Genomic DNA, 14,072 nt, shown 5'->3' with positions numbered 1-14,072 from the left:
AAGGGAATAGCAGGAATAAAAAACGCCGCTTAGGTTATAAGCGGCGTTGGTGTTGTCTCGTTTCGTTGGCTAGTTAAGCAATACCACAGCAAGGAACGGATATTGTTTAGCTTACTTTTCCTTTACTCAGAACACGACGTCCTTCTTGATAACGCTTATTCCAGTAGTCTTCCGTCATTTTGGAGATAATGACGCCACTGCTGGTTGATGCGTGGACGAACTGATCGTTACCGAGGTAAATACCAACGTGGCGTCCGGTTGAACCTGCACGGAACAGAACAAGGTCGCCAACGCGCAGTTTGTTGCGCTGAATCTTCTGGCCCATCTCTTGCTGTTCATAGGTTGAACGCGGTAAATCCATGCCAAATTGTTCGCGGAAGGTGCGCTGAACGAAAGCTGAGCAGTCAATGCCACGGCGACTATCACCGCCTAAACGGTAACGAACACCTTTCCAACTGGCATATTGGTTAAGTAACTTGGACTTGACGTCCACATTACGAACCAGTGCTTCAAATTCATCCTGAGAGGCTTGCAGTAAAAGACCATCTTTATCATTAACTGCATGCATATCAGTTTGAGCTTTATGGTTATATGCACTATTACTTCCACATGCGGAAAGCATCATTGCTACCGCGACGGCAGGCACTGCCCGCCAGATATATCTCAGAATCGGTTGAGACTTGACCATTATTGTTATGTTCCCTTGCTGTCCTTAACGATAAATATCGCTATGTAGTATCCCCATTTGAGTGGGGCATAAATGCCAAACGAAAACGAGACTCAGACTAAATCAGAGTTTCTTCTTAGCCAAATACTCATCAGCGAAAGTGTGCCAGAATGCACATTATTTCTCTTTCCGCCGCTAGTTCAGTATGCGCTAAAAAGCAAACTTGAACGAGACTACCGCAACAGCAGCAGGATTGCGAGAAGTTTTAACTAATTTATTTATAAGATTTAATGATGTGTTCAGCTAAAAAATGTCGATGTAAAAAATCTGAAATCATAAGGATTTATACTGTCGATTTGTTAGGTAATAGTCGGTTTAATAGAGCAATAGCGGCATCGCTTGCTGGTGTTAGTAACCACCAGCTCAGGCCTACCAGAACAACCGAGAGCGAGCCAACTGCAATATCGGTAAACCAATGTGCGCCGATCATGATGCGAGGCAATGAGAATATTACCGTGATGGCCAAGCCGATAGCGAAAGCGGTGCGGGTAAAATAGCGCAGCATAAAGGCAGCAAATATCATCAGCATCATCCCGTGGTCGCCTGGGAAACTATCTGATGAAGCATCTTTGGTAGGAATACCGGTTAAGTCTGAAACACGGTTGATGTCACTGAAATAGAGTGTTGGGCTGGCGTGTTGCACGGGTAATAAATGTCCTGCCTGGTTCAGTACTACGGCAGTTAACAGCATTATAAAGCCGATGATCAATAAACGGCGACGCTCTGTGGGGGTGGCCTTCAGATAAAACGACAGATACAGTAAACCCATCGCAATGAGCGCACAGCCGTCAAAGGCGCGGTTATTGGTAATGGCGACCAGATGTAAAAATGTCGGACTATCAACCAAAAGACGGTTGAAATAGAAAAAGATGTTACTGTCTAGCGTGAGCCAGAAACCATGGTTTTCCGGCAGGTACCAAGATAAAAACAGACCAATACCTACTACATTGAGTACTAAAATAGAAGAAAAACGAGCAAATGACATAAGGTAAAGCATCCAAACAAAGACGAAAAGATTTCAGTCTAGTCCACGTTAGTTAAACGAGCCTTTAACAACAAGGCTTGTAACGTATTCCATTCTGCTGGTGTTTCATTGATGACTTCGATACGGCTATCAATCGGTGCCGTTGATCGCGTTTCTATATTAAGATCGAATCCCTGACGGTTGACGACAAGTGTCCCTTCTTTTATACGCATCACCCCCTTAACTCGGTTCACGGGGGAAAGGCGGACCCAGTCCAGCAAGGCTGCGGTGTCAAAAACGGTTTCAGGCTCGAATATCCAACCGCAGGCATGGTAGCCCTGTCCTTGATTAAGAGAACGTCGCCAGGATTGTCCACCCGGTAGTTTCAGCGCGGCCAAACCATTGGTTGGTTGATGTGAATGGTGGTGGGCGCCGTCGGGCAGTTCACGTATGTTATGTCGCGGCTGATCGAGCTGCTGCCGGTCAACGTTTCCCTGACAGACTTCGATAATTTGCCGAGAATCGCCGCTTACCTGTTGCCAGTGCTGTAAGGCCGCGAGATCGTCGGTGGTATAGGTATCGCGCTTGTTGGCGATAATAATGTCAGCCGCGGCAAGCTGATCGCGGAAATTCTCATTTTCCGTGTAACGTGTGTCGCTTAACTGACGGGCATCCAGCAGACACAGCGTGGCCTGTAATGTCAGCCAAGGCTGATAGATATCACTCGTAAGCAATGAGAGAATTTGTTTCGGGTGGCCGAGACCCGTGGGTTCGATGAGTAATCGATGCGGTTTTTTCTGTTGCAGCAGCATATTCAGGCCAACCTGCATAGGCAAGCCGTTTACGCAGCACATGCAGCCACCAGGAATTTCTTTCAAAACCGCGCCGCTATCTGCCAGCAAGGCACCGTCAATGCCCACTTCACCAAACTCATTAACCAGCACCGCCCAGACTTCATCTTCCGGTTTTTGCGACAGAAGATGGCGAATAGTGGTGGTTTTTCCACTACCAAGAAACCCCGTAATCAAATTGACTTTCGTTAGCATGGCAGGCTCCTATGTAAATGGAAGGTTGAGATGTGCCGGATATGTCATCCGGCGACAGGTATCGTGCTGATGGTGCAAGGTATGCTGTTAGTCTGCGCGGCCCATGTAGCGACGTTCTGGGATGTGAATACGGATTTTTTCACCTGCGCTGAGATACTCTGGGACGGGGATAACCAGACCAGTACTCATGGTTGCTGGTTTGTTACGTGAGCTGGCGGAGGCACCTTTAATGCCGGGCGCCGTCTCAATAATTTCCAGGTCTACCGTTTGTGGTAGTTCCAGCGCGATGATTTGGCCATCCCAACTTAATACCTGAATCCCTGGCATTCCGCCCTCAGGGATAAACAGCAGCTCTTCTTCTATTTGATCTTTTTTGAAGAGGTACGGGGTGTAATCTTCATCATCCATAAAGACGTATTCGTCGCCGTCAATGTAAGAGAAGGTGACCGTACGTCGTGTCAGCGTGATGGTATCGATAATGTCGTCACCTTTAAAACGCTCTTCCACTTTCAAACCCGTGCGGACATCAGAAAAACGCATTTTATACAATGTACTGGCACCGCGGGCGCTGGGGCTTTGGACATCGATGTCCTTTACCAGCAATAACTTGTCGTTATAGTTAACGACCATTCCACGTTTAATTTCGTTCGCTCTTGCCATAAAAATTACCTGCTATAAGGAGTGTGATTTTTGTGGCGACACGTTACTCGCGCCGGAGAATTCAGGCAAGCATATACTCGTCATACTTTAAATTTCATGTGCGTTGGTCGCGCTACTCGGTTCATCCCTGAGCCTTGCCCTAAGGGCTAATGCTTAACACTGTTCAAAACGAATACATTTTGTCCTGAAACTCGAATTATTTAGAGTATAGGAAAAGGGGCGTGTGTTGGTTTTTTGCTACGGGGCTGCTATCGTGGCGATCTCTATCTCTTGTCAGCCCACCGGAGAGCTTGCTGATGGACTGTCGCCCCCACTGCGGTGCTTGCTGCATCGCAGCATCGATTTCAACGCCTATGCCGGGCCTGCCGCACGGCAAGCCTGCAAACACGCCCTGTATTCATCTTGATGAGGCGATGCGCTGCGGGCTATTCCATTCCCCTCTGCGGCCTGCGGTTTGCGCGGGGCTAAAGCCGCGTGCGGATATGTGCTTCAGCCACCGCGATGAGGCGATGATTTATCTGCTCAAGCTGGAAGCTGACACTGCGCCTTAAATGGCGGCGGTCAGGCGTCTTTTATGCGCCACATGCAATAGATAGAACCGACGATCATCAGTAGCGCGAAAAAGAAAACGGCGTGGTAGTCCCAGATTTCAGCAACAATACCGGCCAGCGAACCAGAGATGATCCAGCCAACACGAGTGGTGTTGGTAAACAGCGTCGTCGCAGCCCCTGCTTGTCCAGGCATTAAATCCTGAAAATAGAGCATGCCGATTCCGGCTAAAATCCCGATGAAAATGGCGTTCAGCACCTGTAGCGCTAGCAGTGCGGTTTCTCCATTGAAGAACAACAATCCACTGAAGAACAGCAGGCCGGATCCAACCGCAAGCCGCATCAGGAAGCGCTTACCGAAGCGTTTGGCAACGTAACCCGCAATCAGCATCACCGGAATTTCCAGCCCCGCGGCAACGCCCATCATGATACCCGCCAGCTTTTCTGGTAGGCGTAGCTCATGCACCAGATACAGCGGCATATTGATGAGGTAAATCCCGTTGCAGGTCCACATTAAGGTACATGCTATGAACAGCAAGAGCGTGTCCCGACGGTTGCGGCGCGGTGATTCCAGCGTGGAGGTGGTTTTCTCCACGGTTTTAGGCATGGAGGGCAGAAAGCATTTGACCAAAATGCCGCACAAGATAAAGACGACGGCGGCGGTCAGATACATCGTCGTGAAGCCGAATCCTAATGCCAGTGCAAAGGCGATGGGCGGGCCAACAACCCAGGCGAGAGAAATTTGCGCGCGGAGAATAGAGCTGAACATTGCCGCTTCACGACAGGTTTTGTCCGCATGCTCGCGTGCCAGCGCAAAAAGTTGTGGGTTTGCGGTTGAGCCAAAACTGCTCAGCAAGACGCCGATAAAAAGCAGAATAAAGTAGTTACGGTTCCACGCAAACAGCATGCAGGCCAGCGCGCCCAATAGGCAGCAAACGAAGATCAGCGATTTTCGATCGCCCTGGCGATCCGAGCGAGTAGCAAGTATTTGACTGACGATGATGCCGATAACCGCGCTACCAGTATAAAACATGCCGACCAGAAAAGGGCGAGCCTGCACTTCACTGGAAAGAAAGAGGCTGAGAGTAGGGAGTTGCAGGGCACCGGCCGTTCCAGTCAGAAAGGCAATAACCAAAAATGCTGACGATGTTAGGTCAAGCGGACGTCGCGTTGTGTTTGCAGGAGTAAACATAAATTGGTAGCGCTTGGAAAATAGGCAGAGGCTGTCGAGCGCGACATAGTACGCGGGTTTATAATGAAACAGAAATCTTGTTTCATTATTTTTCGTCAGCACGGCTTCAGCCATTTGATGGTTTTTGTTGGCGGGCAGCGTGTCATCCACGTTAAAATGTGCGTGATGTCAAAATTCTGTTATGTCAGCAGCGCAGAATGCTTGCATAAATGTCGTAATAGAATGAGACTTTTGAAACGTTTCAGCGGAATTTTTTTTGAAACGCCCTAACAATCGACACATTTTTTTCTCATAAAAGCTGAAACGATTCAACTTTCAGCAAGAGAGGAGAGCCATGTTCCAGTTGTCACAGCAAGATATTCATTTGGGCGCAGCGGCCAGTAATAAGCAGGAAGCTATCCAGCTTGTTGCTTCAGCACTGACCGATGCCGGGTGCGTTAACGCAGGGTATGTCGACGGCATGCTACAGCGTGAACAGCAAACATCTACCTATTTGGGAAGCGGTATTGCTATCCCTCACGGCACAACCGATACCCGCGATCTGGTATTGAAGACCGGGGTTCAAGTATTTCAGTTTCCTCAGGGGATTGCCTGGGGTGAAGATCAAACTGCCTATGTGGTGTTGGGGATCGCAGCCCGTTCTGATGAACACCTTGCGTTGCTGCGTCAGTTGACTCACGTCCTGAGCGACGATCGCGTAGCGGCACGTCTGGCAAGCACAACCTCAGCAGAAGAACTCCGTAGCCTGCTGATGGGCGAACAACAGCTGGCCGAGTTCCGTTTTGACACCTCGCTGATTGCGCTGGATGTGGCGACCGATAATCTGTTGACGCTTCAGGCGCTGAACGCTGGTCGTCTTCAGCAGGTTGGTGCAGCAGACGCCAGTTTCGTCAGCACCACCGTCAGCAATAAGCCGCTGAATCTGGGACAAGGCGTGTGGTTCAGTGATAGCGCCATCGGTAACCTGAGCAGCGCGGCTGCGGTAGCGCGTCCGGCCGCACCTTTCAGCGTTGATGGTGAAAATGTTGCCTTGCTGGTGACGGTTGCGGCGGCTGACGATCAGGCTTTTGCACCGATCGATTATCTGAGCAACCTGCTGATTGCGCAAAAAGCAGAACGCTTGCTGACGGCCGATGCACCGACGCTGCTGGCACTCTTGACCAGCGACGTACCGGAAGAGAGCGAAGTGCTGACGGCTGAATTTGCCATCCGCAACGAACATGGCCTGCATGCCCGTCCTGGCACCATGCTGGTGAACGTGATCAAACAGTTCACTAGCGAGATTACGGTGACCAATCTGGACGGTACTGGCAAGCCAGCAAATGGCCGCAGCCTGATGAAAGTCGTCGCGCTGGGCGTGAAAAAAGGTCACAAACTGCGTTTCACCGCCAGCGGTAGCGATGCGGAACAAGCACTGGCCGCTATTGGCGATGCGATTACGTCCGGTTTGGGCGAGGGGGCAGCATGAGCAGGAGAGTAGCCACAATCACCCTGAATCCAGCTTACGATCTGGTTGGTTATTGCCCGGAAGTTGAGAAAGGCGAAGTCAATCTGGTTCAGACAGCGGGTCTGCACGCCGCCGGTAAAGGTATCAACGTTGCCAAAGTGCTGAAAGATCTCGGGATTGATGTCACGGTAGGTGGCTTTCTGGGTAAAGACAACCAGGATGGTTTTCAGCAATTGTTCAGCGAGCTGGGCATTGCGAACCGTTTCCAGGTTGTGCCAGGACGTACGCGTATTAATGTCAAATTAACCGAAAAAGATGGCGACGTAACCGACTTCAACTTTTCCGGTTTTGAAGTAACACAGCAAGACTGGCAGCGTTTCGTCAATGATTCGCTGAGCTGGCTGGGGCAATTCGACATGGTCGCCGTTAGCGGCAGTTTGCCTGCTGGCGTCGATCCTGATGCGTTTACTGACTGGATGTCTCGTCTGCGCACGCAGTGTCCTTGCATTATTTTCGACAGCAGCCGTGAAGCGCTGGTGGCGGGACTGAAGGCTTCTCCCTGGTTGGTGAAACCAAACCGCCGGGAGTTGGAAATATGGGCTGGGCGTAAATTACCTGCGCTGGCTGATGTGGTGGATGCTGCTCACGCACTGCGTGAACAGGGTATCGCGCATGTTGTGATCTCACTGGGCGCGGAAGGCGCGCTGTGGGTGAATGCATCTGGCGCGTGGCTGGCAAAACCACCTGCCTGTGATGTGGTGAGTACGGTAGGGGCGGGCGACTCCATGGTTGGGGGGTTGATTTATGGCTTATTAATGCGTGAGTCCAGTGAGCACACTCTGCGTTTGGCTACGGCGGTTTCGGCTCTGGCCGTCAGCCAAAGTAATGTAGGTATTACCGATCGTCCTCAGTTGGCCGCGATGATGACGCGTGTCGACCTGAAACCCTTTAACTGATACAGCAGGAGACAAACAATGAAAACGCTGCTGATTTTGGATAAATCACTGGGCCTGGCGAGAAGCCAACTGGTGAAGAACCTACTCGGCGCTGCCGCTGCGAAAGCAGGGGTGACGTTTACAGAACAAGCTAACGACGCTGAACTGGCGATCGTTCTGGGTGCATCCGCTGCGTCGGATAGTGCACTGAATGGCAAGCAGGTTTATGTCGGTGATATCGAGCTGGCTGTTTCACTGCCGGACGCTTTTTTAGCGAAAGCGCAGGCTGAAGCAACGACGTATCAAGCTGTCGCGTCAGCTTCCGTTCAGCAACCCGCAACTGCCAAGCGTATTGTCGCGATAACGGCGTGCCCGACTGGCGTCGCACACACGTTTATGGCCGCGGAAGCAATTGAAAGCGAAGCAAAAAAACGCGGTTGGTGGGTTAAAGTGGAAACGCGCGGTTCCGTTGGTGCTGGTAACGCGATTACGCCAGAGGAAGTGGAGCAGGCCGATCTGGTGATCGTTGCTGCCGATATTGAAGTCGATCTGGCGAAGTTTGCTGGTAAGAAGATGTATCGTACCTCGACCGGGCTGGCATTGAAAAAGACGGCGCAGGAGTTAGACAAGGCGCAGGCTGAAGCTAAAGTGTATCAGCCATCTGGGCAAACCAGCGCTGCAAGCGCGAGCGAGTCTGGCCAGAAAGGTGGAGCAGGTCCATATCGTCACCTGTTGACTGGCGTGTCTTACATGCTGCCGATGGTGGTGGCGGGCGGCCTGTGTATCGCGCTGTCGTTTGTTTTTGGTATTGAGGCCTTCAAACAGGAAGGTACGCTAGCTGCCGCACTGATGAAGATCGGTGGCGGTTCTGCCTTTGCGCTGATGGTGCCGGTGCTAGCGGGCTATATCGCTTTCTCCATTGCGGATCGTCCAGGTTTAACGCCGGGTCTGGTTGGCGGGATGTTGGCAGTAAGTACGGGAGCGGGTTTCCTCGGCGGGATTATTGCCGGTTTCCTAGCGGGTTATATTGCCAGAGCGATCAACAATAAGCTGATTCTGCCGCAAAGTTTGACTGCGCTGAAACCGATCCTGATCATTCCGCTGTTCGCTACGTTGATCACTGGTCTGATCATGATTTACGTCGTCGGTACGCCGGTTGCGAAAATCCTCACCGGCCTGACAGGTTGGCTGCAATCCATGGGCACGGCGAATGCGGTGATTCTGGGGGCAATTCTGGGTGCGATGATGTGTACGGATATGGGCGGCCCGGTTAACAAAGTGGCCTACGTTTTCGGCACGACGTTGCTCAGTAGCCAGATTTATGCGCCGATGGCCGCTGTAATGGCTGCGGGTATGGTGCCACCGTTGGCTATGGGTCTGGCAACTGTACTGGCAAGCAAGAAATTTAACCCGACAGAGCGTGAAGGTGGTAAAGCGGCGTTTGTACTCGGCCTGTGCTTTATCTCCGAAGGTGCGATTCCTTACGCAGCGCGTGATCCAATGCGCGTTCTGCCTTGCTGCATCGTCGGTGGTGCACTGACAGGTGCGCTGTCAATGGCGGTGGGGGCTAAGCTGATGGCACCACACGGTGGTCTGTTCGTACTGTTAATTCCAGGTGCGATTACCCCAGTTATCGGTTATCTGTTAGCGATCATTGCGGGAACGGTGGTAGCTGGCGTGCTGTACGCATTGCTGAAACGCTCTGATGAACAACTGGCGAAAGTCGCGTAAGCCTGATTATCGTCATGAATTTTACTATGCAGGATAGTGGCGGAGAACGTTAACCGCCACGCTTGCAAAGTGAATAAAAGTATTGCCATGACACAAGGATGTGGATGAGATCGCGCCAGTTGGTATTCACCAGCTGGCGCTTTTTTATTGGAGTAAAGAGGATAGTTAGCTCTTGGCTTCGGACTTGAGCCAGGCGATTTCGTCGGCCCAGATATCGGGATTGACCGTTTCCAGAATCATCGGGATACCGTCAAAACGCGTGTCTTTCATGATGTAACTGAAAACGGTTTTGCCGATATTGCCTTCTCCCAGACTGTGGTGTCGGTCAACGCGACTGGCGAACGTGCTTTTCGCATCATTTAAATGCATTCCGCGTAGGTAGCGGAACCCAACAATACGGTCAAATTCAGCAAAGGTTGCTTCGCAATCCGCTTCTGTTCGCAGGTCGTAACCGCCAGCGAAAGCGTGGCAGGTATCGATACAGACGCCGACACGGCTTTTATCTTCCACGCCGTCGATGATGGCCGCCAGATGTTCAAAGCGAAAACCCAGGTTACTACCTTGCCCGGCTGTATTTTCAATCACGGCGGTGACGCCGTCTGTCTCCGCCAGCGCGATGTTGATGGACTCGGCAATACGTCTCAGACAGTCTGCTTCCTCAATCTGTTTCAGATGGCTACCGGGGTGAAAGTTCAGCAGGCTCAGCCCAAGCTGTTGGCAACGAGACATTTCATCAATAAACGCGATGCGTGATTTCTCTAATGCTTCTTCGTCCGGGTGACCCAGATTAATCAGATAGCTGTCGTGAGGCAGAATTTGTGCCGACGTATAGCCGTACTGTTCACACGCGGCTTTAAAACGGTCAATGACCTCTGTGCTGAGCGGCGCGGCCTGCCATTGGCGCTGATTCTTGGTAAATAAAGCGAAAGCCGTCGCCTTTATCTCATGTGCGCGAATCACGGCCTGATCGACACCGCCTGCTGCGCTAACGTGCGCCCCGATGAATTTCATGTTGGTCTCCTCTGATAACCGAGACATTATGGCATCGTCGCGTAGGTTGATCAGATGTTAACAGGTAAATAATTCATCGTTAGCCGAATAAATGCTCAAAGAACAGATTGATGCCTGCACCACCGATTATCAGCCAGATAAACAGAATAAGTGCCAGCAGCAGCGGTTTTGCCCCTGCCTGACAAATAGCGTTGAATCGGGTCGTCAGACCCAGTGCGACCATCGCCATCATCAGTAGTACATTATCAAGTTGAACTAACTGAGTGACGAGTGTCGGAGAAAAGAGCGGGAAGGAATTGAAGGCGGCGACGGCGATAAACCCTAACGCGAACCACGGGAACATGAGTGGAACTGCGTTTTCCGCATCACTTTTTTGCGTAGTTTTTCTCAGAAAAAATCCGAGTATAAGAAGGAACGGTGCCAGCATCATCACGCGCAGCATTTTGCTGATGACGGCGATGTTCTCCGTCGCACCATCGACGGCATGCCCGGCGGCAACGACCTGAGCGACTTCATGGATTGTTGAGCCAAAATACAGGCCGACAATTTGCGGTGTAACCTCAATCCAGTGATGTTCGAGATTGAGCTGGTAGATCCACGGATACAAAAACATCGCCGTCGTACCGAAAATCACCACGGTCGAAACCGCGACGGCAATCGCATTGCTAGGTGCTTTGACAACGGGGGCTGTTGCCATTATCGCCGCGGCACCGCAGATGCTGCTGCCAGCACCGATGAGAATCACGGTTTCATTGTCGAGTTTCAGCCAGCGTTTTCCAAGCCAACAGGCGAGCAAAAACGTCAGCGTGACGACGGTAAGATCGACGGCGACACCGGTAAAACCGACGGCAGCAACTTGCTGAAAGCTGAGCCGAAAACCATAAAGTATGATGCCCCAGCGGAGTAAATGCTGTTTGGCCCACTGTACGCCAGGATCGCACAGCGGATGAATTCTCGGATAAACGCTATTTCCCAGTATGATTCCAATCAGGATCGCTAATGTCAGTGAACCGGGTCCCCAGTGGGCGATTTTCGGAATATTTGCCAGCCAGAGAAGTGAAAAAGTTATTAAACTTACTAGCAGCAGGCCGGGTAATCGCGCTTTTGCTCCATCGGGTGGAGTCATCGCTTGTAATGTCGCAGGAAGAGCCATGGATTGGGTGCCTATTCTGACCGTGCCGAATTGAGAAGCCAGCTTATAATCCACGAGATTAAAAGAGAAATTGATTATATATTTATAACCTATAGGTATTTCAGATAAAGAGCGCACTATGCATATCACGTTACGTCAACTGGAAGTCTTTGCCGAAGTACTGAAAAGTGGTTCAACGACACAGGCCTCCGTTGTGCTTTCACTTTCTCAATCGGCAGTCAGCGCCGCTCTGGCGGATTTAGAAGGGCAGTTGGGTGTTCAACTTTTCGACCGCGTGGGTAAACGTTTGGTTGTGAATGAGCATGGCCGTCTGCTGTACCCCAAGGCGCTGGCATTGCTTGAGCAATCGATAGAAATTGAGCAGCTCTTCCGGCGTGATAATGGCGCACTGCGTATTTATGCCAGCAGTACCATCGGCAACTATCTATTGCCCGCGATGATTGCACGCTATCGCCATGATTACCCTGAAATTCCGTTGGAATTGCATGTTGGCAATACCAAAGATGTGATCACCCGAGTGTCCGAATTCAGTGTCGATTTAGGCTTGATCGAGGGGCCTTGCCATCACCCAGATCTGATTACGCAGCCCTGGCTGGAGGATGAGCTAGTGGTATTTTGTTCTCCTGAACATCCGCTCAGTCGGGGGACGGTATCATTAGCAGCGCTGGCGGATGCGCACTGGATCCTGCGTGAACGCGGTTCAGGTACGCGAGAGGTGCTAGATCATCTGCTGTTGACGCACCTGTCACATTTCCATCTGGTGATGGAGTTGGGTAATTCAGAGGCGATTAAACATGCGGTTCGTCACGGGATTGGTATCAGCTGCCTATCGCGGCATGTCATTGCTGAACAGTTGGCGTCAGGATCGCTGGTGGAACTGAAGGTGCCGTTACCTAAACTTACGCGGACGCTGTATCTGGTACATCATCGACAGAAACATCTTTCAAATGTATTGCAGCGTTTCCTGAGTTATTGCTGTGAAACGCCATAGCGAAAATATTTTCTGCTGCTAATAATCGGGCGCGAGTTATTAAGCTCTCTTATAACTCGACGATCTTAACTATCCTGCACAACGCTATTTGCTACAATCCCGCCTCGATTTTTAGCACGAGCATGCAGGATAACAATGGCTCAGCACGATATTCAACAAACTACCCAGGGCGCACCGACCCTGCGCCGTGAACTAAAAGCGCGGCATTTAACGATGATCGCGATTGGCGGATCGATTGGAACCGGGTTATTTGTCGCCTCTGGTGCGACGGTTTCACAAGCAGGCCCCGGTGGCGCACTCCTGTCTTATGCCCTGATTGGACTGATGGTTTACTTCCTGATGACCAGCCTGGGCGAACTGGCGGCGTTCATGCCGGTGTCCGGTTCATTTTCTACCTACGGTTCTCGCTATGTTGAAGAAGGTTTCGGCTTTGCACTGGGCTGGAACTATTGGTACAACTGGGCGGTGACGATTGCGGTCGATTTGGTCGCCGCGCAACTGGTGATGGGATATTGGTTCCCTGAAGTCTCTGGCTGGATCTGGAGCGCTTTGTTCCTGGCGCTGATGTTCCTGCTTAACTATATTTCCGTGAAAGGGTTTGGCGAAGCCGAGTATTGGTTCTCACTGATTAAAGTGACGACAGTCATTATTTTCATTGCCGTTGGCGTGATGATGATTACGGGGATCATGAGCGGTGCGGAAAATGCGGGATTCCACAACTGGCAAATCGGTGATGCGCCCTTTGCGGGCGGCTTTTCCGCGATGATAGGGGTCGCAATGATCGTCGGTTTCTCTTTTCAGGGGACTGAACTGATCGGCGTGGCGGCGGGGGAGTCTCAGGATCCGGGTAAAAATATACCCCGTGCGATTCGTCAGGTTTTCTGGCGTATCCTGTTGTTTTACATCTTCGCGATTCTGATTATCAGCTTAATCATTCCGTATACCGACCCGAACCTGCTGCGTAATGATGTTAAAGACATTACGGTAAGCCCGTTCACGCTGGTGTTTGAGAATGCGGGTCTGCTGTCTGCTGCTGCCGTCATGAACGCGGTCATCCTGACGGCGGTGTTGTCGGCAGGTAACTCCGGCATGTATGCCTCTACGCGGATGCTGTTTACGTTGGCATCGGAAGGCAAAGCGCCCCGTATTTTCGCTAAGCTGTCAAAAGGTGGCGTACCGCGTAATGCGCTGTATGCCACAACCGTGGTGGCGGCGCTGTGTTTCCTATCTTCTTTATATGGCAACCAAACGGTTTACCTGTGGCTGCTGAATACCTCTGGTATGACCGGCTTTATTGCCTGGCTGGGGATTGCGATCAGTCATTACCGCTTCCGTCGCGGCTATGTCATGCAAGGTCATGACCTGAGCCGCTTGCCTTATTTATCGAGTTTCTTCCCGCTTGGTCCGATCTTTGCGTTTGTTCTCTGCCTGATTATCACGCTGGGGCAGAATTATCAGGCATTTCTGGAAGATAAAATCGACTGGTATGGCGTCACGGCTACATACATCGGTATTCCTTTGTTCCTGCTGATTTGGTTCGGCTATAAGCTGTCTCGTGGAACGTGCTTCATCAAGTATCAGGATATGACGTTCCCGGACCATAAAGATTAATCACGAGAACTCTGTTACCGAAATCTGCTTTTAGCTTGTCATCTCTTTTACGCCGC

At 51.1% G+C, this 14,072-nt stretch carries 13 protein-coding genes; 6 read left to right on the top strand and 7 right to left on the bottom strand.

The features are described 5' to 3' along the window. Positions 1-106: 106 nt before the first annotated feature. The 4 genes from mepS to yeiP form a co-directional block, all read right to left on the bottom strand. Positions 107-688, bottom strand: a complete 582-nt coding sequence (gene mepS / locus CLR69_RS07395; RefSeq protein WP_129704329.1) for a bifunctional murein DD-endopeptidase/murein LD-carboxypeptidase — start codon at positions 686-688, stop codon at positions 107-109. A 322-nt stretch (positions 689-1,010) separates the two neighbouring features. Next, a complete protein-coding gene (locus CLR69_RS07390; protein ID WP_129704331.1) occupies positions 1,011-1,712 on the bottom strand; it encodes a phosphatase PAP2 family protein in 702 nt (233 codons plus the stop codon). 38 nt (positions 1,713-1,750) lie between these two features. Then, positions 1,751-2,737 (bottom strand): CobW family GTP-binding protein, encoded by a 987-nt coding sequence (locus CLR69_RS07385; protein ID WP_129711490.1) that lies wholly within the window; start codon positions 2,735-2,737, stop codon positions 1,751-1,753. 87 nt (positions 2,738-2,824) lie between these two features. Continuing rightward, on the bottom strand, positions 2,825-3,397 hold the full coding sequence (gene yeiP, locus CLR69_RS07380) for an elongation factor P-like protein YeiP (RefSeq protein ID WP_039300896.1): 573 nt from the start codon (positions 3,395-3,397) through the stop codon (positions 2,825-2,827). 296 nt (positions 3,398-3,693) lie between these two features. On the opposite strand from yeiP, the gene CLR69_RS07375 reads away from it, so the two are divergent. Further along, positions 3,694-3,948 (top strand): hypothetical protein, encoded by a 255-nt coding sequence (locus CLR69_RS07375; protein ID WP_005967276.1) that lies wholly within the window; start codon positions 3,694-3,696, stop codon positions 3,946-3,948. A gap of 10 nt (positions 3,949-3,958) precedes the next feature. Here the strand turns inward: CLR69_RS07375 and CLR69_RS07370 are convergent, their stop codons facing one another. Then, the gene (locus CLR69_RS07370; RefSeq protein ID WP_129711489.1) at positions 3,959-5,137 is read right to left on the bottom strand and encodes a sugar efflux transporter; all 1,179 of its coding nucleotides are present in this window, start codon (positions 5,135-5,137) and stop codon (positions 3,959-3,961) included. A 334-nt stretch (positions 5,138-5,471) separates the two neighbouring features. Here CLR69_RS07370 and fruB point away from each other — a divergent pair, with 334 nt between their 5' ends. From fruB to fruA, 3 genes are read left to right on the top strand one after another with little or no spacing between them, the layout of a single operon-like run. After that, a complete protein-coding gene (fruB, locus tag CLR69_RS07365) occupies positions 5,472-6,605 on the top strand; it encodes a fused PTS fructose transporter subunit IIA/HPr protein (RefSeq protein WP_129704337.1) in 1,134 nt (377 codons plus the stop codon). Then, entirely contained in the window at positions 6,602-7,540 is a 939-nt protein-coding gene (gene fruK / locus CLR69_RS07360; protein WP_129711488.1) for a 1-phosphofructokinase, read from the top strand. The genes fruB and fruK overlap by 4 nt, the downstream gene beginning before the upstream one ends. Before the next feature lie 18 nt (positions 7,541-7,558). Further along, complete coding sequence (gene fruA / locus CLR69_RS07355) at positions 7,559-9,250, top strand: PTS fructose transporter subunit IIBC (protein WP_129711487.1); 1,692 nt, start codon at positions 7,559-7,561, stop codon at positions 9,248-9,250. Between the two features lie 165 nt (positions 9,251-9,415). On the opposite strand, the gene nfo is transcribed toward fruA, so the two are convergent. Further along, positions 9,416-10,261, bottom strand: coding sequence for a deoxyribonuclease IV (gene nfo / locus CLR69_RS07350; RefSeq protein ID WP_129711486.1), 846 nt, complete (start codon positions 10,259-10,261; stop codon positions 9,416-9,418). Positions 10,262-10,340: 79 nt separating this feature from the next. Further along, positions 10,341-11,414 carry a YeiH family protein gene (locus tag CLR69_RS07345; RefSeq protein WP_129711485.1) on the bottom strand — a complete coding sequence of 358 codons (1,074 nt, stop codon included), beginning with the start codon at positions 11,412-11,414 and terminating at the stop codon, positions 10,341-10,343. 118 nt (positions 11,415-11,532) lie between these two features. Between CLR69_RS07345 and yieE the strand changes: the two genes are divergently transcribed. Both yieE and CLR69_RS07335 read left to right on the top strand, forming a co-directional pair. Further along, positions 11,533-12,405, top strand: coding sequence for a DNA-binding transcriptional regulator YeiE (gene yieE, locus CLR69_RS07340; RefSeq protein ID WP_129704347.1), 873 nt, complete (start codon positions 11,533-11,535; stop codon positions 12,403-12,405). 135 nt (positions 12,406-12,540) lie between these two features. Beyond that, entirely contained in the window at positions 12,541-14,016 is a 1,476-nt protein-coding gene (locus CLR69_RS07335) for an amino acid permease (protein ID WP_129704349.1), read from the top strand. The last annotated feature ends 56 nt before the right edge of the window (positions 14,017-14,072 follow it).

This window comes from Pectobacterium zantedeschiae (assembly GCF_004137795.1).
Taxonomy (GTDB): Bacteria; Pseudomonadota; Gammaproteobacteria; order Enterobacterales; family Enterobacteriaceae; genus Pectobacterium; species Pectobacterium zantedeschiae.
Note: the sequence above shows the minus strand (reverse complement) of the source record. Positions and strands in the feature narration are given on the sequence as shown.

Excerpts from the sequence above, each read along its gene's own strand:
- yeiP (WP_039300896.1), bottom strand. The coding sequence starts at position 3,397 with ATGGCAAGAGCGAACGAAATTAAACGTGGAATGGTCGTTAACTATAAC.
- CLR69_RS07345 (WP_129711485.1), bottom strand. The coding sequence starts at position 11,414 with ATGGCTCTTCCTGCGACATTACAAGCGATGACTCCACCCGATGGAGCA.
- fruK (WP_129711488.1), top strand. The coding sequence starts at position 6,602 with ATGAGCAGGAGAGTAGCCACAATCACCCTGAATCCAGCTTACGATCTG.
- mepS (WP_129704329.1), bottom strand. The coding sequence starts at position 688 with ATGGTCAAGTCTCAACCGATTCTGAGATATATCTGGCGGGCAGTGCCT.
- yieE (WP_129704347.1), top strand. The coding sequence starts at position 11,533 with ATGCATATCACGTTACGTCAACTGGAAGTCTTTGCCGAAGTACTGAAA.
- CLR69_RS07375 (WP_005967276.1), top strand. The coding sequence starts at position 3,694 with ATGGACTGTCGCCCCCACTGCGGTGCTTGCTGCATCGCAGCATCGATT.
- CLR69_RS07385 (WP_129711490.1), bottom strand. The coding sequence starts at position 2,737 with ATGCTAACGAAAGTCAATTTGATTACGGGGTTTCTTGGTAGTGGAAAA.
- nfo (WP_129711486.1), bottom strand. The coding sequence starts at position 10,261 with ATGAAATTCATCGGGGCGCACGTTAGCGCAGCAGGCGGTGTCGATCAG.
- CLR69_RS07370 (WP_129711489.1), bottom strand. The coding sequence starts at position 5,137 with ATGTTTACTCCTGCAAACACAACGCGACGTCCGCTTGACCTAACATCG.
- fruB (WP_129704337.1), top strand. The coding sequence starts at position 5,472 with ATGTTCCAGTTGTCACAGCAAGATATTCATTTGGGCGCAGCGGCCAGT.
- CLR69_RS07390 (WP_129704331.1), bottom strand. The coding sequence starts at position 1,712 with ATGTCATTTGCTCGTTTTTCTTCTATTTTAGTACTCAATGTAGTAGGT.
- CLR69_RS07335 (WP_129704349.1), top strand. The coding sequence starts at position 12,541 with ATGGCTCAGCACGATATTCAACAAACTACCCAGGGCGCACCGACCCTG.
- fruA (WP_129711487.1), top strand. The coding sequence starts at position 7,559 with ATGAAAACGCTGCTGATTTTGGATAAATCACTGGGCCTGGCGAGAAGC.